This window comes from Ruegeria sp. AL12, from assembly GCF_056540885.1.
The window spans coordinates 1,043,184-1,064,363 of record NZ_JBQFXN010000001.1 but is presented as its reverse complement, the minus strand read 5'-3'; the positions used below and the strand labels follow the sequence as shown (position 1 = coordinate 1,064,363).

The following is a 21,180-nucleotide window of genomic DNA, read 5'->3' as shown; positions in this document are numbered from 1 at the left end:
GAAAGATGCAAAAAGCCCGGCCATTGAACGGGCCGGGCTTCAAGCGTCAGGAAACTGTGGGATCAGTCCATTGCTTTGAAGTTGAACTCGCCACCTTCCTTGATGCCCGACGGCCAGCGTGCGGTCACGGTTTTGGTGCGGGTGTAGAACTTGAAGCTGTCCGGGCCGTGCTGGTTCAGATCGCCAAACATGGATTTCTTCCAACCGCCGAAGGTGTGATAGGCCAGCGGAACCGGAATCGGAACATTGATGCCGACCATTCCGATGTTCACACGGCTGGCAAAGTCACGTGCGGTATCGCCATCGCGGGTAAAGATCGCTGTGCCGTTGCCGTATTCGTGATCCATCGCCAGTTTAAGGGCCTCTTCGTACGAACCCGCGCGCACGGTGGACAGAACCGGGCCAAAGATTTCCTGTTTATAGATGTCCATCTCGGGCGTCACGTGGTCGAACAGGTGCGGGCCGACAAAGAAGCCGTCCTCATAGCCTTGCAGGCTGAAGTCGCGGTTGTCGACAACCAGTTTCGCACCCTGTTCGACGCCTGAATTGATCAGGCCGAGAATGCGCTGCTTCGCGGCGGCGGTCACAACCGGGCCCATGTCGACATCATCGCCGGCAGTATAGGGGCCAACCTTCAGCTTTTCGATACGAGGCACCAGTTTTTCGATCAGTGCGTCCGCGGTCTCTTCACCCACGGGAACAGCAACCGAAACGGCCATGCAACGTTCGCCAGCCGCACCGAAACCGGCGCCAACTAGCGCGTCCGCCGCCTGATCCAGATCGGCGTCGGGCATGACGATCATGTGGTTCTTGGCACCGCCGAAGCACTGTGCTCGTTTCCCATTCGCGGTTGCGCGGCTGTAGATATACTGTGCGATCGGGGTTGAACCCACAAAGCTGACGCCCTGAATGATCTCGCTGTCGAGGATGGTGTCGACCGCTTCCTTGTCGCCGTTCACGACCTGGAAAACGCCTTTGGGCAGGCCTGCTTCGACGAACAGTTCAGCCAGCATCAGGGGTACGGACGGGTCGCGTTCGGACGGTTTCAGAACAACGGCGTTACCGCAGGCCAGGGCAGGGCCAACGTGCCAGAGCGGCATCATGGCCGGAAAGTTGAACGGCATGATCGAGCCGACAACACCCAAAGGCTGGCGCATGGAATACATGTCAATGCCGGGGCCCGCGCTGTCGGTGAACTCACCCTTCAGCATCTGAGGTGCGCCAATGCAGTATTCGATCACTTCCAGACCACGCTGCAAATCACCCTTGGCGTCGGGGATGGTTTTGCCGTGCTCGCGGCTCAGCGCTTCGGCCAGTTTGTCCATGTCGCGGTTCATCAGGCCGACCATGGCCATCATGACGCGCGCGCGCTTCTGCGGGTTGGTTGCGCCCCATGCGGGCTGGGCGGCGGCGGCGGCCTCGATCGCGGCGGTGGTTTCCGCCGCACTGGCCATCGGGCACTTGTATTGAACTTCGCCAGTTGCCGGGTTGTAGACGTCGTCGAAACGACCGGACGTTCCGGCGACCATTTCGCCGTTCAGGAAATGGGTCAGGTCTTGCATCAATAGCTCCTCCGATAGATTTGCGCGCAGAATAGGCTTGCAGAAATCCCGCGAACAGAGGCAATGTCTCAAAAGAGTTTTGCAAAAATGCAAAAGGGATCAAAATGACCCCAAATTGGGATGATATGCGGATTTTCCTGGCTGTCGCGCGCGAGGAAAGCCTGTCTTCCGCTGGTCGTATCCTGAAGATCGACCCTGCCACCGTCGGTCGGCGCATTGCGCGCCTGGAGGCGACGCTGGATTCCACATTGTTCACCAAGTCGCAGCAAGGCTATGTTCTGACCCCGGCGGGACAGCGGCTGTTGGAACACGGGCTGCACGCAGAAGAGGCGATGCGCGCGGCGGCCGGGGCGGTAACAGGACCAACGAAAACGCTAAGCGGGCAAATCCGGATTGGTGCGCCGGACGGCAGTGCCAACTACCTGCTGCCGCAGGTGTGTGCCAAAATCAGCGACGCAAACCCTGATCTGGACATTCAGATCCTTGCGCTTCCGCGTGTGATCAACCTGTCCCGTCGCGAGGCGGATATGGCGGTTACGGTCAGTGCGCCGACCGCCGGACAGCTGTTGGTGAAGAAGGTCAGCGACTACAAGCTGCACATGGTCGCGACCGAAGAGTATCTGAAGCGACATGATCCGATCCGGAGCATAGCTGACCTGAAGGGCCACAGGTTGATCGGCTATATCCCTGACATGATCTTTGACCGGGAACTCGACTACCTGAATGACATTGGCGTTGACCGTGTCGCTCTTGCATCGAATTCGGTATCGGTTCAACTGCGGCAGGTCTGCCTGGGAACAGGGGTTTGCGTGGCGCATGATTTCACGTTACCGTTCCACCCGGGGCTTCGGAAAATCCTGACGGATCAAGTGAGTTTGACGCGCAGCTTCTATCTGGTCAGGCATCAGGGTGACCAGCGCAACGAGCGGTTGAACCGCTTTGCGGATGCCCTGACACGCGGTATTCGCGATGAAGTGCTTCGTTTGGAAGCAGGCCCCGACGCTTGACAGGTCGCGGCAATCGCGCAACGCTTTGGAATAAGTGTTATTATTCCGGAGGTATTCTTCATGCTAGTTCAGGCCATCCTGAAGTCCAAAGCGACAGATGGTGTCGTGACCGTGGCGTCAACGGCGACAGTCTCAGAGGCCTCGAAGATTCTTGCGGACAAGCGCATCGGTACGGTCGTTGTTTCCGACGATGGTGGCAATACCGCGGTCGGCATCCTTTCGGAACGCGACATCGTCCGGGAATTGGCGGCCAGCGGCAGTGGTTGTCTGAACCAACCGGTAAAGTCTTATATGACCCAGGACCTCGTCACGGCGACGCGCCAGACCACCGTGGAAGACATCATGTCCCGTATGACAGAGGGGCGCTTTCGCCACATGCCGGTGGTTGAAGATGGAAAACTCGTAGGCATTGTCACTTTGGGTGATGTGGTGAAGGCTCAGCTTTCCGAACTTGCGATGGAAAAAGACGCCCTTGAAGGCATGATAATGGGGCACTGACGACAAGGGTTGCCCAAGCAATTACTTGCACCTGCAGCAAAGTTATGTTTGCTTGCGCAGAAATTTTGTTGCGCAGGAGGGCGCGATGCGGGTTGGATTGTATCCTGGAACCTTTGATCCCATCACCATGGGGCACATCGATATCATCCGTCGGGCGGCAGCTTTGGTGGACAAACTGGTTATCGGTGTGGCCATCAACCGGGACAAGGGCCCTCTATTCTCGCTGGAAGAGCGCGTGGCCATGATCGAAGCGGAATGCGCCCGGCTGTCCGAGCAGACCGGAACCGAAATCATCGCGCATCCTTTCGAAAACCTGCTGATTGATTGTGCGCGGGATGTAGGCGCGCAAATCATCGTGCGCGGCCTGCGTGCGGTTGCCGATTTCGAATACGAATTTCAGATGGTCGGCATGAACCGGGCTCTGGACGATTCGATCGAGACCGTGTTCCTGATGGCCGAAGCGCGCCATCAGGCGATCGCGTCCAAGCTGGTGAAGGAAATCGCCCGGCTGAACGGGGACGTGTCGAAATTCGTCACGCCCCGTGTCAATGATGCGCTGAAAAAAAGGTTAGGCTAGGGCACCCATTGCGGCCGCCGTATCCAGCATCCGGTTCGAAAAGCCCCATTCATTGTCATACCACGCCAGCACACGAACCAGCGTGCCATCAGTGACTTTGGTTTCAGCCAGTGACACGGTCGAGCTGTGCGGGTCGTGATTGAAGTCGATGGAAACCAGAGGACGGCTTTCCGCGGCAAGAACACCGGGGATTTTGGCAGCCGCATCGACGAACAGTTGGTTGACCTCTTCTTCGGTCGTCGGGCGTGAAACCTCGGCCACAAGATCAACGACCGAGACATTGGGGGTTGGAACGCGGATGGCCTGACCGGTCAGTTTTCCCTTGAGTTGCGGCAGCACCAGCCCCACGGCAGCGGCCGCACCGGTTGTCGTAGGGATCATCGACAGCGCCGCCGCTCGGGACAGGTAGGGATCTTTTCCCACTGTGTCATGCACCGGCTGGCTGGCAGTGTAAGCGTGAACAGTGGTCATGTTGCCGTGCTTGATACCAAGGCCGGCATCCAGAGCGGCCGCAACGGGAGACAGGCAGTTGGTGGTGCAGGATGCGTTTGAGACCACCAGATCATCGGCGGTCAGTTCGCCATCGTTGACACCAAAGACGATGGTTTTCACACCGCCGTCACCTTTGGCCGGAGCAGAGATCAGAACTTTCCGGGATCCGTTCTTGAAGTGACGTTCCGCCGCCTCGCGCGTACGGAACACACCCGTACATTCCAGAACGACGTCGATGTCCGACCAGGGCAGATCCTCGGGGTTGCGCTCGCTGCTCAGCCGAATTGGACCACGACCCACGTCCAGACCTGCATCGCTGAGCGTAACCGGGTTGGGGTAGCGGCCATGAACGCTGTCAAATTCAAACAGGTGCGCGTTCATTTCGGGTTTGCCAAGATCGTTGATCGCGACGATCTCGACGTCCGTACGTCCGCTTTCCATCACCGCGCGCAGAACCCCGCGCCCGATCCGTCCAAATCCGTTGATCGCCAGTTTCAAGGTCATGGTCTGCTCCGTCCAAATGTCTCAGCAAGATGAGTTAGCGCTAACAATGACAGATCAAGCGAAATGTCAAGGAAAACCTCTGTCACCGCCAGAAAGCGAGCCAGTCCAGAAAGTCGTAAAGCTTCTTGCCGAGGAAAAGCAGATGTTCGGTGCCGTACAGCGCAACATCCAGCATAATACCGCCGAGAAGAAGAAGGCCGAGCCAGATAGCGATTTGGTTGGTCATGGCTGTCCCGAACGTAAAATGCCCGCTCAGATAACCTGAGCGGGCATCAAGGTACAAGCGAAGTCCGAAGGGTCAGTTAAGGCGGCCCATCGCAACAGCTACGTCGGCCATACGAACCGAGAAGCCCCATTCATTGTCGTACCAGGCCAGAACGCGGACCATGCGGTCATCGACAACGCGGGTCTGATCCGGTGCAAAGATCGAGCTTTCCTCGGTGTGGTTGAAGTCGGTCGACACCAGCGGAGCGGGCTCATATCCCAGAACGCGCTGCATCGGGCCTTTGGCGGCCTCTTCGACGATGGCGTTGATTTCCGCCGTGCTTGTGTCGCGTGAGGCACGGAACGTCAGGTCCACCGCTGAAACATTCGGGGTAGGGACGCGAATGGCGGAACCGTCAAGACGGCCTTTCAGGTTTGGCAGAACTTCACCCAGCGCCTTGGCGGCGCCGGTCGAGGTCGGGATCATCGACATTGCAGCAGCGCGGGCGCGGTAGAGGTCGCTGTGGCGACGGTCCAGTGTTGGCTGGTCGCCCGTGTAGGCGTGGATGGTCGTCATGATGCCGTGTTCGATACCGACGCCCTCGTCCAGCACCTTGGCAAGCGGGGCGAGGCAGTTGGTCGTGCACGAACCGTTCGAAACCATGTTGTCATTTGCGGCCAGCGTGTTGTGATTGACGCCGAAAACGATGGTCTTGTCCACGTTCTTGCCCGGAGCCGACAGCAGTACCTTGCCAGCACCACGTTCCAGATGTGTTTTGGCCTTCAGGCCATCGTTGAACTTGCCGGTGCATTCAAGAACGACGTCACAGCCTTCCCAGTCCAACTCGGTCATGTCGTAGGTCGAGAACATCTGCATCGGGCCGCGACCCAGATCCATGGTATTGCCGTCAATGGTGACGTCGCGCGGAAAACGCCCGTGAACACTGTCATATTTCAGCAGATGAGCCGAGGTTTCCAACGGGCCAGTTGCGTTGACTTTGATCACTTCGATGTCGTTGCGCCCGGACGCGGCGATGTGCGACAGGGTGCAGCGGCCAATACGGCCAAAACCATTGATACCGACCTTGATGGTCATATGACGTCTCCAGATGCGCTTGCTTTGAGGGCCATATAACGGCGAAAAGGGAATCTCAAAAGGGCAAAAACGGCATATTTTTAAGGTGTTAGCGCAAACCTGCGCCGGTTGCGCTAACGCTTGCGCTAGCCGTTGGATCAGGTAGGGTCCGGTTGGCGACAGCAGATTGAAGGGAAACGCGATGAGTGGTCTTTTGGCCCTGTTGGATGATGTGGCGGGCATTGCCAAAGTTGCGGCGGCATCAGTGGACGATGTGGTTGCGGCGGCAGGCAAAGCGGGGGCCAAAACCGCCGGTGTGATCATAGATGACGCAGCAGTGACGCCGAAATACGTGCAAGGTTTCGCCCCCGCGCGCGAGTTGCCGATCATCTGGCGCATTGCGCGCGGGTCGATCTTCAACAAGATCATACTCTTGCTGCCCGTCGCCTTGTTGCTGGCCAATTTTGCGCCGTGGCTGATCACGCCCTTGTTGATGCTTGGCGGGTCATATTTATGTTTTGAAGGGGCCGAGAAGATTTTTCATGTGCTGTTTCCTCATGGCAGCCATGTGATTGAGGACGACATGAAAAACCGCGATCCGGGCCACCTGGAGGAGCAAAAGGTCAAGGGCGCCATCAAGACTGATTTCATTCTGTCTGCCGAGATCATGACCATTGCATTGGCGGCGATCGAAGCCCCGAACCTGTGGATGCAGGCCGCGACGCTGGCCGTTGTCGGGATCGGCGTGACGGTGGCGGTCTATGGGTCCGTCGCGTTGATCGTGAAAATGGATGATGTGGGGCTTTATCTGGCGCAGAACGCGCCAACACCTATCGGTCGCGGTTTGGGCCGAGGGTTGGTCAAGGCAATGCCCGGAGTGATGAAAACACTGTCCATTGTCGGAACTGCGGCGATGCTGTGGGTGGGGGGCTCGATCGTCATCCACGGGATGGAAGTTCTGGGCTTTGGCTGGCTGGGCCATCATATCCATGATTGGGCCTATGCCATTGGGCATTCCGTCTCTGAACAATGGGTTGGTGCGGTTGAGTGGGTATCCAAGGCCACGATGGATGGCCTATTTGGTTTGGCCTGGGGATTGGTTTTGATCCCGGTGGCAACCAAGATAATCATGCCCCTGTTCAGCAAATCCGAAACGCATTGAAACCAAAATGAAAAGGGCGGCCAAGGCCGCCCTTTGCTCGATCAGAAGGGACTGTTTTACAGTCCCAACAGTTCCTTGACCTTGGCCACAGTTGCTTCGGCCGTGATGCCGAAATGCTTGTACAGCTCACCGGCAGGGGCCGAGGCGCCAAAGCTGGACATGCCGATGAAGCCTGCCTTGGCTTCGCGGCCACGCTCGCCCAGCAGCCAGCGATCCCAGCCACCGGCGCGCACGGCGGCCTCGATGCCGACACGGACCGGACCGGCAGGCAGTACCCGCTTGCGATAGGCTTCGTCCTGCTCGGCGAACAGCTCCATGCAGGGCATCGAGACGACGCGGGTGCCGATGCCTTCGGCTTCGAGCATCGCTTTGGCTTCCATGGCCAGCGAAACCTCTGAACCAGTTGCAATCAGGATCGCCTGACGCTTGCCCTCGGCTTCGGCCAGAACATAGGCGCCTTGCGCAGTCAGGTTCTTGGTCTTGTGATCCTTGCGCACGGTCGGCACGCCCTGGCGGGTCAGCGACAGGACCGAGGGGCTGTCCTTGAAGGTCAGCGCCAGTTCCCAGGCTTCGGCGGTTTCGATCGTATCGGCGGGGCGGAACACATAGGTGTTCGGCGTCGCGCGCGAGATGGCCAGATGTTCCACCGGCTGGTGGGTCGGGCCGTCCTCGCCCAGACCGATCGAGTCATGGGTCATTACGAAAACCGACGGGATCTTCATCAGTGCCGCCAGCCGCATGGATGGGCGGGCATAATCGGTGAAGGCCATGAAGGTACCGCCATAGGGGCGGATACCGCCGTGCAGCGCCATACCGTTCATCGCTGCGGCCATGCCGTGTTCGCGAATGCCGTAGTGGATATAGCGGCCCTTGCGGTTTTCCGGCAGGAACACGCCCATATCAGCCGATTTTGTGTTGTTCGATCCGGTCAGGTCGGCTGAGCCGCCAACAGTCTCGGTCATGATCGGGTTCACGACGTTCAGAACTTTTTCGGACGAGGCGCGGGTGGCCAGTTTCGGCTGCTCTTCAGACATCTGCTTTTTGAACGCACGAATGGCGCCAGCCAGCCGCTTGGGGGCCTCAAACGCATAGGCGCGTTTGAATTCGGCCTGTTTCCTCTCGGAAAGCTGCGCGAAACGTTCTTCCCAAGCCGCACGTTCGTCTGCACCGCGTGCACCAATGGCTTCCCAGGCGGTTTTGACGTTGGCTGGAACTTCGAATGTGTCGTGCGGCCAGCCATAGGCCTCTTTCGCGGCTTTCAGCTGATCCTGATCTGTCAGCGCCCCATGACCTTTCGAGGTGTCCTGCGCAGCATGACCCAGAGCGATATGGGTTTCACAGGCGATCATGGTTGGTTTCTTGGACTTTTTCGCCTGAACAATGGCCGCATCGATGGCTTTGGGGTCATGACCGTCGATCTCAATCACGTGCCAGCCAGAGGCCGCAAACCGGCGGACCTGATCGGTGCGATCGGCGATATCGACAGTGCCGTCGATGGTGATGTTGTTGTTGTCCCAGAAGACGATCAGTTTGCTCAGCTCATGACGGCCGGCCAATGTGATCGCTTCCTGACTGACACCTTCCATCAGACAGCCGTCGCCCGCGATCACGTAAGTATAGTGATCCACGACCTTCTTGCCGTAATGCGCGCGCTGGATTTCCTCGGCCATGGCAAAACCCACGGCGTTCGAGATACCCTGACCAAGCGGGCCGGTCGTGGTTTCAACACCGTCGATCAGAAAGCTTTCAGGGTGGCCCGCGGTCTTGGCGCCCAACTGGCGGAAATTCTTGATCTCTTCCAGCGTCACGTCGGCATGACCGGTGAGATAGAGAAGTGAATAGACCAGCATCGAACCGTGACCAGCCGACAGGATGAACCGATCGCGGTCCGGCCAGTTCGGGGCCGAGGCGTCGAATTTCAGGTGCTTTTCGAACAGAACGGTCGCAACATCGGCCATGCCCATCGGCATACCGGAATGGCCGGAATTTGCGGCGGCGACGGCGTCAAGGGTCAGGGTGCGGATGGCCGCAGCTTTGTCCCAGTGTTCGGGGTTGGCTTTGCGCAGCGCAGTCAGGTCCACGGGCGTTGTTCCTTTGGATAAAAAGCAGATTGCGCGCTCAATACCATTCAACACCCAAAGTGCAAGCGGAACCGGGCTTTGGCAACGCCCGATAGGTGAAGAGCGCGGCCCAAGTGATTGAAACCAAACAGTGGGTATTTTCTGTCGCATTCCGTTAGACTGTCGGTAAGCGGGATTCGGTATTGATTCGGATCACTTCGCGACAGAATGAACCTTGATAAAGAGGTGACAGGGGCATGAGCCAGTTAGAGGAACTACAGCACCGTATTATTGCTGCGATGGACCGTATCAGTGCGGGCGTCGAAGGGTTGGGCGGTGCGTCCCGGAACGCTGAAGTAAATGAGGGGCTTCAGGCCGAACTTGAAGACGAAAGAGTTGCCAATGCGCAGCTTCAGGAACGACTGAAGACCCTGAAAGAGCAGCACGAAAAACAAGTGGACGCGTTGCGTGCTGATCTGGAAGAGTTGCGCACGGAACCAGCGGATGCCCCAGACGCGGATGCGCTGCGCGCAGAGCTGGAGGAAGCCCGGGCGAAAATCGCGTCTGTCGAAGCGGCCCGCGCCGAGCTGGCCGAGGCCAAGGCGGCCTTGGACAACAGTGCCGAACTGGACGCGTTGAAGGCCGAGAACGAAAGGCTGCGCGCCGAACTTGACGGCATCGAAGATCCTTCGGCGGTGAAAGCCGAGCTTGAGCAATTGCGTGAATTGCTTGCTCAGGCAAAAGAAGTCGAGGCGGAAAACAGCCGCCTCAAGGCAGAGCTTGAAGATACGGTACGGGTCGATGATCTGAGCGCCGAGCTTGAGATGCTGCGGGCCGAACGGGCCAGCCATGGCGCTGCGATGTCCCGCCTGGATGACGATCTGCAACGTATGCGCAAGGCGAACGAGCAGTTGCGGAATTCGGTCGAAGAGTTGCGTTCCGCGGCCGCAGAAGGGCTGACGGACGCTGAATTGCTGAACCGCGCCACCGTTGCCGAGCTTGAGGCAACGCGTGCGGCGCAGGCTTCGGATGCAGCCGAAGCGCAGGCCGTGTTGGCACGGTTGGAACCTCTGCTGTCGCAGGCAAAACTTGTAGAAGGTGAGGTAGAGTAATGCCCGAGGTAACCATTCATATTGGCGGGCGGGGTTTTGATGTGTCTTGCCGGGACGGGGAAGAACCCTTTCTGCACGCGGCCGCCAAAATGCTGGATGACGAAGCGCAGGTTCTGTCCGATCAGATTGGGCGGATGCCGGAAGCGCGCATGTTGCTGATGGCCGGTCTGCTGCTGGCTGACAAGACGGCGGCAACGGAAGACAAGGTCAAGTCGCTGGAGGCCAGGCTGGCCGAGGCCGAGGCCGAGCTTCAATCGCTGAGAAACGCGCCCGCGCCGGAACCTGAACGTATTGAAGTCGCGGTGGTGCCGCCATCCGTCACGGATACGCTGGCCGAGCTGGCAGCACGTGCGGAAGCGCTGGCTTCGGTCGTCGAGGAGAAGAAGGCACAATGACCTATCTGCGCAATTTCTTCTGCGGTGCTTTGCTTGTTTTTTCGGCAACGGCGGCACTCGCCGAAATCGACATTCTGTCTGTCACCTTTACCTGCGAGAACGGCGTGCCGTTGCCGGTGACCTATTTCAACGCGCCCGACATTTCAGGCGCAGCGGCGACGATGGTGGACAATACTCTGGTCGCGATGCGCCAGGTCGAAAGCGGATCGGGCATCCGCTATGAATCTCTCGGAGCCGAAGGAACCTATATCCTGCGCTCAAAAGGCTGGAACGCGTCAATCAGCTATTTGGCGGCGGGCGCCGCCAATGAGCAGGCGATTTATCGGGACTGTTCCAGCCGGTAGGCAGGATTACGCGTTTGCTTCGCGGATTTTGTCGGCTGCTTCTTTGTTGTAGCCGACACCGTTTTCATCAAAAAGCGTGTCCAGCTCACCCGAAAGGGTCATCTCGGTGATGATGTCGCAACCGCCTACGAATTCGCCTTTGACATACAGCTGCGGCACGGTCGGCCAGTCGGAATAATCCTTAATGCCCTGACGCACGTCTTCGTCGGCCAGCACGTTCACGTCGGTGTATTCGACGCCCATATAGTTCAGAACACCGGCCACGCGGGACGAGAAACCACATTGCGGCATTTCCTTGGTGCCTTTCATGTACAGCACCACGTCATTGGCTTTGACGGTTTCGTCGATCTGGGTTTTCACATCGGTCATTTTGCGTTTCCTATTCGTTTCTCCAACGGGAGAGTCATATGTTCGCCTCGAAAGAAGGCGAGAAGCTTATTCCGGCACTTTGGTGGTCAGCGCCAGCGCGTGCAATTCTCCGTCCGGGCCGTCCATCTTGCCCTTCAGAGCTGCGTAAACAGCGCGCTGTTGCTGAACCCGGTTTTTGCCGCGAAAGCTTTCATCCACCACCATGGCAGACATATGAACACCGTCATTTCCGCCGACCTGAATCTCGGCGTCGGGAAAGGCTTCGCGCAGCAGGTGTTCGATTTCGTGGGCGCTCATCGGCATGTAGGTAACTCCAGAAGGTCTTTCCCAAGATGTAGAGCGCATGAACCGGGCGTGCAAGAGCACTGGCACATGCAAAAACAACCAATCCCGCACCGGGTCACGACGCCGGTTTCGATTGGCGTTCGCGTTGCGTTGTCAGGCGACAGCTTCGGCAAAGCTGTTGCGGTAAATCGCGGCAAGTTCATCAAGCGAGGCTTCCGAACTGCCGATCTTCACCGTATCGCCGGTGAAACGACCAACCGCATTCAGAGGAACGCCGGCCTGACCGGCCGCAATCATCAATGCCTCGGCCTGATCGAAATTGCACGCTACAAGATAGCGGGCCTGATCTTCACCGAACAGGAATTCAGTCGGGGCGTCGTCAAGACATACGCCAACGCCTGCGGCTTCTGCCAGTTCGAAGGCAGCCAGAGCGATGCCGCCATCGCTGAGGTCGGTGCAGGCCTTGATCATCTCGCGGTTGGCGCGGATGAAATCACCGTTGCGCTTTTCGGCATCCAGATCGATATGCGGGGCGTCGCCGTCTTCGCGGTTGAACACCTCGGCCAGAAGGGCGGATTGACCCAGATGCCCCTTGGTTTCACCGATCACCAGCACGACGTGGCCTTCGCGCACCTCGTTGCCGATGACCTCGTCCGAGTGCTGCAACAAGCCGACTGCGCCAATGGTGGGGGTCGGCAGAATGGCCTGTCCGTCGGTCTCATTGTACAGAGAGACGTTGCCCGACACGATCGGCATATCCAACGCGCCGACTGCGGCGCCGATGCCCTGTATGGCACCGACAAACTGGCCCATGATCTCGGGCTTTTCGGGGTTGCCGAAGTTCAGGTTGTCCGTGGTGGCCAGCGGCTTGGCTCCGACGGCGGTCAGGTTGCGATAGGCTTCGGCCACGGCTTGTTTGCCGCCCTCGAAAGGGTTTGCGCGCACATAGCGCGGGGTCACGTCGGATGTGAAGGCAAGCACCTTGTCGGTCCCGTGGACGCGGACCAGGCCCGCACCCAGACCCGGCGTGCGGACGGAATCCGCCATCACCATGGTGTCGTATTGTTCATAGACCCACTGCTTGCCGGCGTAGTTGGGCGATGCGAGCAGGGCGCGCAGCCCATCAATCGGGTCGATCTGGGGCACTTCGGCCAGTTCCTCGGCCTGTGGCGTAGGCTCCCATGGGCGGTCGTATTCCGGCGCGGTGGAAGACAGTTTGGACAGAACCAGATCGGCTTTGACTTCACCGTTATGCATGATCAGAAAGCGGTCTTCGGCAATGGTTTCGCCAACGATTGCGAAATCAAGATCCCATTTTTCGAACACGGCGCGGGCCTCGGCCTCAAGCTCGGGCTTGAGGACCATCAGCATACGCTCCTGAGACTCGGACAGCATCATTTCATAGGCTGTCATGTTTTCTTCGCGCTGAGGAACGTTTTCCAGATCAAGACGCACGCCAAGGCCACCCTTGTCACCCATTTCAACGGCCGAGCAGGTCAGGCCCGCCGCGCCCATGTCCTGGATCGAGATCACCGCACCGGTCTGCATCAGTTCCAGCGTCGCCTCCATCAGGCGTTTTTCGGTGAAGGGGTCGCCGACCTGAACGGTGGGGCGCTTTTCTTCGATCGTGTCGTCGAATTCGGCGGATGCCATGGTGGCGCCGCCCACGCCATCTCGCCCGGTTTTTGCGCCCAGATAGACGACTGGCATACCCACGCCCGACGCGGCCGAATAGAAAATCTTGTCACTGTCAGCCAGACCGGCCGCAAAGGCGTTCACAAGGCAGTTGCCATTGTATGCGGGGTGAAAGCGCACTTCGCCACCGACGCAAGGCACGCCGAAGCAGTTGCCATAGCCACCGATACCCTCGACCACGCCGTTGACCAGTTGGCGGGTCTTGTGATGGCCAGTCTCGCCAAAGGACAATGCGTTCATGGACGCAATGGGACGCGCGCCCATGGTAAAGACGTCGCGCAGGATGCCCCCCACGCCGGTCGCCGCACCCTGATAGGGTTCGATGTAAGACGGGTGGTTGTGGCTTTCCATCTTGAAAACCACGGCCTGACCGTCGCCAATGTCCACCACGCCTGCGTTTTCACCGGGTCCGCAGATCACCTGGGGCCCAGAGGTGGGCAGGGTGCGCAGCCATTTCTTCGAAGACTTGTAGGAACAGTGCTCGTTCCACATGGCCGAGAAAATGCCGAGCTCGGTGAAAGTGGGTTCACGCCCGATGATCTCGAGGATCATGTCATATTCCTCGGGCTTGAGCCCGTGTGCGGCAATCAGATCGGGTGTGATGGCGGGCTCTTGCATCTTCTGTCCTGTGTCCAAGTGGGCCGAGATTGCGCGCCTTGTAGGGCAAGCGCGCGCGTGTGGAAAGGGTCAAGACGGCGCAGGTTGTGTCTTTCAAAGAAAAACGGAACCGGCATCACTGCCGGTTCCGGGTGAATGCGCCCCGAAATGGGTGCATGCAGCTGGCGTGAACCGCGAAGCTTACGCCGATCCCTGATCCTTGTTGAGCTGCGCTGCGGCCGCGGCGCCAACAGCCGTCTTCTGTTCCGGGGTCAGGTTTTCATTGTCGTCCAGACCCGGAATCGCAACGCGCACCTCGCGGCGGGCAAAGTCGATGCCGTTTTCCTTGAAGGCCGCCTTGACCCGGTTGAAGATCTCCTTGCGCAGCGTGAACTGCTTGCCGGGCTTGGCCATGAACTTGCCACGGATGATCATGCCGACATCGTCAAAATCGAACACACCTTGCGATTTGAACGGTTGCAGGAAGCCATCCTTGTGGGTCTCGTCCTCCATCATCTCAGCACCGATTTTCTTGAAGATCTTCTTGACCTTGTTGGGATCGGTGTCGAACGGCACGGTGAATTTCAGCTTCATGATCACCCAGTCGCGGCTGAAATTTGTCAGCTTCTGAATCTCACCGTAGGGAATCGTGTGTACGGGGCCGCGATGGTGACGCAACTGCATCGAGCGAACTGAGATCTTCTCGACAGTTCCCATCGTGCCGCCGACATCGACATATTCTCCGACGCGGAAGGCATCGTCGATCAGGAAGAAAACCCCGCCCACGATGTCAGCAACCAGCTTCTGCGCACCAAAGCCGATCGCCAGACCCAGAACACCGGCACCGGCCAAAAGCGGCGTGATATTTATGCCCAATGCGCCCAGCGCCAGCAGGCCAAAAATCACGGCAATCGTAATCTGGGCCGTGATCCGCATCAGAGGCAGAACCGTCGCCAGACGAGAGCCGCCGGCACCGCCGCCTTCACCGCCTGCTTCTTCGTCCAGGGCCTCGGCCGCAGTCTGTTCCCTGGCCAGTCGGCGGTTGATCCAGAGCGAGACGACCTCGTTCAGGATATAGCCGATGGCGATGATCAGCAGGAATTCGATCACAGCCCCGCCGACTTCGGCACCGACACCGGCCGAAGCGACATTGCGCAGGTCAAGATGCCATGCGCGTGCAATCATGAAAACCACGACCAAGCCGGCGATAACGCGACCAATCCGGATATAGCTGCGTTTCGCGGAACGGTAGGCGCGTTCGGCAAGGGGGCCTTCGCCCGACATTGGCGGTTGCAAATGCCGCACGAGACCGCGGATCAGCGTATCCAGCGCAGGCGCAATCAACAACCAGAACATCGTCGTGAAATGCGCACCGCTGGTCAGCAATCTCAGTGTTGCCGGATCACGCTGTGCGACCAGGAACTCGACCAGCAGCCAGATTGCCACCGAAACGCCGATGGCAAAATAGGGGTAATAATGCGCAACTTCCTCATCGAATTTCGTGTGATCCGGGTCTGTCCCAAGCATCATCTGCGACAGTCCTTCGCGCGCGGTCCACGCGATTACGGCGATATAGACGTGAATTGCAGCGTTCAGCCAGAAGCCGATGCGGGTATCGTCACCCGTGATGCCATTGAGCGCGTTGAACCGAACGACGAACAGCGTGAACCCGATCAGGATCAACAGGCCGATCAGGTTGCGGTGCAGGTACTTTGCCCAGTGGTCGTCGATATTGACCAGCCGAAATTGCGGCTTTTCCGGTGCCAGAACAAACCGGGACGCTGCTGCACCCAATCGCGGCACCCAGATAAGATAGAATACAAACGGTGCAGCATAGGTGATCTGTTCCGTCGTCAGAAGACCGCGGCCAACCGCGCGGATCACGACATAGAAAATGATCAGCCCGGCGATTTCGCGGCAGAACCGACGAAACAGGTATCTGACGGCTCCCCAAAGGTCGGCCTCGTCCGCAGCTTCGGTCGCTTCATGCCAGCGACGTGTCAGGAAGATGAACAGCTTTTCCGCAATGAAACCGACAACAAGTACAGAAAGGACAAGCCCCATAAGGGTAAAGACACCGGTCGTTCCGAATGTATCGCTAAAATTGCTGAACGCGGTAATCTGCGCGGTGATAATGTTGGGAGCAGTGGTCAGAACATGCGTCCAAGATGCGACCATGGCTGCCCAAATCTCACTTATCTCGGTCAACGGGTCTTCTACGTCCGCCTTTTCGGCGGCTTGTTTTTCCGCCACGGCATCAAGGCGCTCCAATAGAATTGCGCGAACCTGATCATCGGACATGCGAGCAACAAGATCGTCGACCTGCTCGGGTGTCAGGTCTTCCGGAATGGTCACTGTTGAAGTTGAACCTGAGTCCTGTGCATATAGTGGCACTGCCATGAATAACGCGGAGACGAGCGCCAAAACCAGGCGGAGTGGGTGGAACATGTATTTTCCCTCAAACACGAAATTGTATCGTTTTTTGGGGATCATATGCCTATGCGTGTATTTTTCCCAGAGCTTTCGCTGACTTAATGCAGGGTCCAGCCAAAAAAAAGGCCGAGCTATAAGCTCGGCCGTAGTCCAACAGGGAGGTATGAAGATGATGAGCGTTTCAGCATCACCGCCTTCGAGTGCTCATTTAGGGGTCAGTTTGTGAACGTTCAAGGCAATTAACCCTGTGAACACTTCATGTCCGTTATGCTATTTACGCATAGCTACAGTTTTCCCATCTGTTTCAGTTGTTTACGCTGTTCGATGATTTCGTCCTGCACGAAATCGCGAAACGCGCCAACGCGTTTTGAATGCCGTAATTCTTCCGGGTAGGCCAGATAGACCGGAACATCTGCGGTTTCGATGTCTGACAGGATGGGCACGAGGTGCGGAAAATCCTGAGTGACATAATCGGGCAGAACACCGATGCCCAGATTGTGCAAAACGCCCTGAAGCACACCAAAATAGTTGTTCACAGTCAGCAAGGACCCGGGATTATAGGTCATCAGGTGGCGCACCATGGCGGCACTGGCCCCAACCTGCGGCGCCGCAGGGGTCTGACAAATCAGACGGTGGTCCTTGATCTCTTCCAGGGACTGCAACATGCCGCCGTGGTTTTCGATATAATCTTGGGTTGCATACAACATCATCTGAACGGTCATAAGGCGCTTGCGCACCAGATCAGCCTGGCTGGGCTCTTTCATGCGGATGGCGACGTCCGCTTCGCGCATCGGAAGATCCAGAACGCGTTCTTCAAGCATCAGGTCGATGTTCAGGTCAGGGTATTGCTCGTACAGTTTGGGCAAACGTGGTGCCAGCCAGAGTGTTCCAAAGCCGAAGGTCGTTGTGACACGCAAAACACCAAAGACTTCTTCCTCGCTGTCCCGAATACGCGCTGCTGCGGCATCCAGCCGTTTCGACATGGCGGATGTGGCGTCGAACAACAACTCGCCCTGTTCGGTGAGAATCAGCCCCCGCGCGTGACGGTGGAACAGGGTGGCATCCAGAGACTCTTCCAATGCGCGGATCTGTCGGCTTACGGCGGATTGAGACAGGTTCAGCTTGTCTCCGGCGTGCGTAAGGCTGCCCGCATCGGCCACCGCGTGAAATATTCTAAGCTTGTCCCAATCCATCACCGCAACTTTCGTTATCTTTCAGAAGCCCTATATGAAATAGGTAACAAGTTCTACATTCAAAGGACGAAATCGTTACATATCAGTGGATAAATTCTATACAGGTCAGAAATTATGACCTAAAATGAACCCAAGTAAAGCACACTGATCTGACGAGGGGAGACGTCTGATGAGCCAGCCACAGATAACGCTGAACGACCGGTTCGATCTTGAGAAAAACCCGGTTCTTCTGAATGGAACGCAGGCGCTTGTGCGCTTGATGCTGATGCAAAAGGCCAGAGACCGGCAAGCGGGTCTTAACACGGCGGGATTGGTCACCGGGTACCGCGGGTCGCCTTTGGGGGCAGTGGATCAGCAAATGATGCGGGCCCAAAAGCCACTGGCCGAAAGCGATATCACGTTTCAGTTCGGTTTGAACGAAGACCTGGCAGCCACCGCGCTCTGGGGCAGCCAGCAGGCGGGTCTGCGCGGCGACGGCAAATTCGATGGGGTCTTCGGGCTTTGGTATGGCAAGGGGCCGGGCGTTGACCGGTCCGGTGACGTCATGCGCCACGCAAACATGGCAGGGACAGCTAAACATGGCGGTGTACTCATGGCGATGGGCGATGACCATACCGGCGAAAGCTCGACGGTGTTGCATCAGTCGGAATGGTCGCTGGTCGACATGTACATGCCGATCGTCAGCCCGGCTGGCGTTCAGGAAATCCTTGATTATGGAATTTATGGATTTGCACTCAGCCGTTTCGCGGGGGTCTGGGTAGGCCTGAAGACGATGAAAGACACGATCGAAGTCACCTCGGTCGTGGATGGAAGTCCGGACCGGATGCAAATGGTCATCCCAGAATTCGATATGCCGGAAGGTGGGTTGAACATCCGGTTGGGCGATACGCCGCATCTACAGGAAACGCGTGTCATCGATTACAAAAGGTTCGCGGCCGAAACGTTTTCACACGCCAACAAGCTGGACAAACGGATGTGGGGCAAACCCGGCGCCAAGATCGGCTTTGTCGCGGCAGGCAAAAACTGGTTGGACCTGACACATGCGCTTTCGCTTCTGAATATCGACGAAGCCGAGGCCGAGCGTCTGGGGATTACCACATACAAGGTGGGGCAGACATTCCCGCTGGATATGGCCGGATTCCACGACTGGGCCGAGGGGCTGGACCTGATCGTGATCGTCGAGGAAAAGCGCAAGCTGATCGAGGTTCAGGTGAAAGAGGCCATCTTTGACGACCGGCGCGGACGCCGGGTCTATGGCTGGTACAAAGGCGGTGCCGGGACATTGCACCGCGAAGAACTGTTCCCGACGCGCGGTGCGCTTGACCCGATCATGATCGCTGAAAAGCTGGGCGAGATCCTGATTGAAGAGGGGCGCGAGACCGATGGTATCCGGGCCGGGCTGGCGTCTTTGTCAGAAGCGCGTCGGGCCGACAACGCACAGGAAATAGCGACGCGGCTTCCGTATTTCTGTTCCGGCTGCCCGCATAACAGCTCGACCAGGGTACCGGAAGGCAGCCGCGCCTATGCCGGTATCGGCTGTCACTACATGGTTCAATGGATGGATCGCGAGACGACCGGTTTCACTCAGATGGGTGGGGAAGGCGCCAACTGGATCGGCGAGGCTCCGTTTTCGACGACCAAGCACGTGTTCCAGAACCTTGGCGATGGCACGTACAACCATTCGGGCGTTCAGGCGATCCGGGCTGCATTGTCCGCAGGAACGAACATCACCTTCAAGATCTTGTTCAACGACGCGGTTGCCATGACCGGCGGGCAGGACAATGAAGGCGACCTGACCGCCGAACGGATCGTTGCCGAGGTCAAGGCAATGGGTGTCCGAGAGGTAGCCCTGGTTTACGATGAAAAAGAGGACGTCAACTTCAAGGCTCTGCCTGCCAGCGTTCAGACATACGAGCGTGCCGATCTCATGCAGGTGCAGGAGAAGTTTCGCGAGATCGAGGGCGTATCGGTCATCGTTTACGTACAAACCTGCGCTGCCGAAAAGCGCCGCCGCCGCAAGCGCGGCACATTCCCCGATCCCGACAAGCGCGTGTTCATCAACACCGATGTCTGCGAAGGCTGCGGTGATTGCGGTGTACAGTCAAACTGCGTGTCGATCGTACCCAAACAGACCGAGCTGGGCCGCAAGCGGGCCATCGATCAATCGAGCTGCAACAAGGATTACTCGTGCTTGAACGGTTTCTGCCCGTCTTTCGTGACGCTTGAGGGCGCGAAAATTCGCAAAGAGGCGACGACCGAAATTGATCTGCCAGATTTGCCGACACCAGATCTGCCGAAGATCACCGGCACACACAACGTCGTGATTACCGGCGTCGGCGGTACGGGTGTCGTCACCATTGGCGCCATCCTTGCGCAGGCGGCGCAAATTGACGGCAAAGGCGCGGGCATGATGGAAATGGCCGGCCTGGCGCAGAAAGGCGGCGCAGTCCACATCCACTGTAGATTGGCCAACCGCCCCGAGGACATCAGCGCGATTCGCGTCGCCACTGGCGAGGCCCACGCGCTGGTCGGCGGCGATCTGGTGGTCTCGGCCGGCGCAAAGACGTTGGGCCTGACGCGCACCGGACGTACGGGGGCCGTCGTGAACAGCCATGAAACGGTGACGGGCGACTTCACGCGTGATACCGAGTTCCGCATTCCTGCGGATCAGCTGGAACTGGCCCTGCAAGCGCGGCTGAAAGAAGATGTCTCGCTGTTTGATGCGACCGAACTGGCGCGCGCGGTGATGGGGGATTCAATCTATTCCAACATGATGATCTTCGGCGCGACCTGGCAGCGCGGGCTTTTGCCGGTCAGCCATAAGGCGATCTTTGAGGCCATCGAATTGAACGGCACGGCGGTCGAACGCAACAAACGTGCGTTTGATATTGGACGTTGGGCAATACTGCACCCGGAAGACGTGCAATCCATCCTTGCGCCGACCATGGCCGAGATGCCCAAGACACTGGATCAGATCATCGCGTTTCGCGCGCAGCACCTGACGGAATATCAAAGCGCCTGGCTGGCCAGGCGGTACCGCAAGCTTGTGGACAGTGTCGAGGACACGGATGTGCGCGAAGCGGTGGCAAAAGGGTATCACAAGTTGTTGTCGTACAAGGACGAATACGAGGTTGCGCGCCTTCTTCTGACCAGTCGGGAAAAAGCGGCGGCCGAGTTTGATGGTGACTTCAAGATGACCTTTCACCTTGCCCCGCCGATACTCGGCGGATCGGGCAGCAATGGCAGGCCGAAAAAGCGCGCCTTCAGCGAATCCATCCTGACTGCATTGAAGCTGTTGACCAAACTCAAGGCATTGCGCGGCACTCCACTGGACATTTTCGGGTATTCATCCGAACGCAAGATGGAGCGCGCCCTGATCCGACAGTATGAAAAGGACATGCGCGAGGTTCTGCCCCTGGTGTCGCAGGACACCCGTGATGCGATTGCCGCCCTGGCCCGTTTGCCGCTGGATATCCGCGGATTTGGGCCGGTACTGCGGGAAAATGAGGCCAAGGCTGCGAAACGGCGAGAGGAGCTACTTGCCGTCATCCGCAGCGGTGGGCCTGAATTGCAAGCTGCGGCAGAGTAATTCGTCACAAGGGTGTCACGATAGCTG

The 21,180-nt window shown here is 58.1% G+C and carries 18 protein-coding genes; 8 read left to right on the top strand and 10 right to left on the bottom strand.

From position 1 onward, the window contains the following. Positions 1 to 62 precede the first annotated feature (62 nt). On the bottom strand, positions 63 to 1,562 hold the full coding sequence (locus ACR0C6_RS05380; protein WP_152457866.1) for a CoA-acylating methylmalonate-semialdehyde dehydrogenase: 1,500 nt from the start codon (positions 1,560 to 1,562) through the stop codon (positions 63 to 65). Positions 1,563 to 1,666: 104 nt separating this feature from the next. Here ACR0C6_RS05380 and ACR0C6_RS05375 point away from each other — a divergent pair, with 104 nt between their 5' ends. From ACR0C6_RS05375 to coaD, 3 genes are all read left to right on the top strand, one after another. Then, positions 1,667 to 2,569, top strand: a complete 903-nt coding sequence (locus ACR0C6_RS05375) for a LysR family transcriptional regulator (RefSeq protein ID WP_171168314.1) — start codon at positions 1,667 to 1,669, stop codon at positions 2,567 to 2,569. Positions 2,570 to 2,629: 60 nt separating this feature from the next. Next, positions 2,630 to 3,067: a CBS domain-containing protein gene (locus ACR0C6_RS05370; RefSeq protein WP_171116112.1), complete on the top strand. Its 438-nt coding sequence runs from the start codon at positions 2,630 to 2,632 to the stop codon at positions 3,065 to 3,067. An 85-nt stretch (positions 3,068 to 3,152) separates the two neighbouring features. Beyond that, positions 3,153 to 3,644 carry a pantetheine-phosphate adenylyltransferase gene (gene coaD / locus ACR0C6_RS05365; RefSeq protein WP_152457869.1) on the top strand — a complete coding sequence of 164 codons (492 nt, stop codon included), beginning with the start codon at positions 3,153 to 3,155 and terminating at the stop codon, positions 3,642 to 3,644. Here the strand turns inward: coaD and gap (ACR0C6_RS05360) are convergent. From gap (ACR0C6_RS05360) to gap (ACR0C6_RS05350), 3 genes are all read right to left on the bottom strand, one after another. Further along, entirely contained in the window at positions 3,636 to 4,640 is a 1,005-nt protein-coding gene (gene gap / locus ACR0C6_RS05360) for a type I glyceraldehyde-3-phosphate dehydrogenase (protein ID WP_480618557.1), read from the bottom strand. The two genes, coaD and gap (ACR0C6_RS05360), sit on opposite strands and share 9 nt — an antisense overlap. A gap of 82 nt (positions 4,641 to 4,722) precedes the next feature. Then, a complete protein-coding gene (locus ACR0C6_RS05355; protein WP_171116107.1) occupies positions 4,723 to 4,866 on the bottom strand; it encodes a hypothetical protein in 144 nt (47 codons plus the stop codon). 72 nt (positions 4,867 to 4,938) lie between these two features. Continuing rightward, a complete protein-coding gene (gap, locus tag ACR0C6_RS05350) occupies positions 4,939 to 5,940 on the bottom strand; it encodes a type I glyceraldehyde-3-phosphate dehydrogenase (protein ID WP_152457871.1) in 1,002 nt (333 codons plus the stop codon). A 181-nt stretch (positions 5,941 to 6,121) separates the two neighbouring features. Here gap (ACR0C6_RS05350) and ACR0C6_RS05345 point away from each other — a divergent pair, with 181 nt between their 5' ends. Beyond that, on the top strand, positions 6,122 to 7,081 hold the full coding sequence (locus tag ACR0C6_RS05345) for a DUF808 domain-containing protein (RefSeq protein WP_480445024.1): 960 nt from the start codon (positions 6,122 to 6,124) through the stop codon (positions 7,079 to 7,081). A gap of 56 nt (positions 7,082 to 7,137) precedes the next feature. Here ACR0C6_RS05345 and tkt read toward each other — a convergent pair whose 3' ends face one another. Then, on the bottom strand, positions 7,138 to 9,162 hold the full coding sequence (gene tkt / locus ACR0C6_RS05340) for a transketolase (RefSeq protein WP_480618555.1): 2,025 nt from the start codon (positions 9,160 to 9,162) through the stop codon (positions 7,138 to 7,140). A 236-nt stretch (positions 9,163 to 9,398) separates the two neighbouring features. Between tkt and ACR0C6_RS05335 the strand changes: the two genes are divergently transcribed. From ACR0C6_RS05335 to ACR0C6_RS05325, 3 genes are read left to right on the top strand one after another with little or no spacing between them, the layout of a single operon-like run. Then, entirely contained in the window at positions 9,399 to 10,253 is an 855-nt protein-coding gene (locus ACR0C6_RS05335) for a hypothetical protein (protein WP_171204700.1), read from the top strand. After that, the gene (locus ACR0C6_RS05330) at positions 10,253 to 10,648 is read left to right on the top strand and encodes a cell division protein ZapA (protein WP_171116096.1); all 396 of its coding nucleotides are present in this window, start codon (positions 10,253 to 10,255) and stop codon (positions 10,646 to 10,648) included. The genes ACR0C6_RS05335 and ACR0C6_RS05330 overlap by 1 nt, the downstream gene beginning before the upstream one ends. After that, complete coding sequence (locus tag ACR0C6_RS05325) at positions 10,645 to 10,992, top strand: MliC family protein (protein ID WP_480618553.1); 348 nt, start codon at positions 10,645 to 10,647, stop codon at positions 10,990 to 10,992. The genes ACR0C6_RS05330 and ACR0C6_RS05325 overlap by 4 nt, the downstream gene beginning before the upstream one ends. A 6-nt stretch (positions 10,993 to 10,998) precedes the next feature. On the opposite strand, the gene grxD is transcribed toward ACR0C6_RS05325, so the two are convergent. The 5 genes from grxD to ACR0C6_RS05300 all read right to left on the bottom strand — a co-directional run bounded on the left by grxD (position 10,999) and on the right by ACR0C6_RS05300 (position 17,564). Further along, positions 10,999 to 11,361 (bottom strand): Grx4 family monothiol glutaredoxin, encoded by a 363-nt coding sequence (gene grxD, locus ACR0C6_RS05320; RefSeq protein ID WP_171116094.1) that lies wholly within the window; start codon positions 11,359 to 11,361, stop codon positions 10,999 to 11,001. A 66-nt stretch (positions 11,362 to 11,427) separates the two neighbouring features. Continuing rightward, the gene (locus ACR0C6_RS05315; protein WP_152457878.1) at positions 11,428 to 11,664 is read right to left on the bottom strand and encodes a BolA/IbaG family iron-sulfur metabolism protein; all 237 of its coding nucleotides are present in this window, start codon (positions 11,662 to 11,664) and stop codon (positions 11,428 to 11,430) included. Positions 11,665 to 11,799: 135 nt separating this feature from the next. Continuing rightward, positions 11,800 to 13,959 (bottom strand): phosphoribosylformylglycinamidine synthase subunit PurL, encoded by a 2,160-nt coding sequence (gene purL / locus ACR0C6_RS05310; RefSeq protein ID WP_480618551.1) that lies wholly within the window; start codon positions 13,957 to 13,959, stop codon positions 11,800 to 11,802. 180 nt (positions 13,960 to 14,139) lie between these two features. Continuing rightward, complete coding sequence (locus ACR0C6_RS05305) at positions 14,140 to 16,386, bottom strand: mechanosensitive ion channel domain-containing protein (protein ID WP_480618549.1); 2,247 nt, start codon at positions 16,384 to 16,386, stop codon at positions 14,140 to 14,142. A 269-nt stretch (positions 16,387 to 16,655) separates the two neighbouring features. Beyond that, positions 16,656 to 17,564 carry a LysR family transcriptional regulator gene (locus tag ACR0C6_RS05300; RefSeq protein WP_171228688.1) on the bottom strand — a complete coding sequence of 303 codons (909 nt, stop codon included), beginning with the start codon at positions 17,562 to 17,564 and terminating at the stop codon, positions 16,656 to 16,658. 169 nt (positions 17,565 to 17,733) lie between these two features. Between ACR0C6_RS05300 and ACR0C6_RS05295 the strand changes: the two genes are divergently transcribed. After that, positions 17,734 to 21,153, top strand: a complete 3,420-nt coding sequence (locus ACR0C6_RS05295; RefSeq protein WP_480618546.1) for an indolepyruvate ferredoxin oxidoreductase family protein — start codon at positions 17,734 to 17,736, stop codon at positions 21,151 to 21,153. The last annotated feature ends 27 nt before the right edge of the window (positions 21,154 to 21,180 follow it).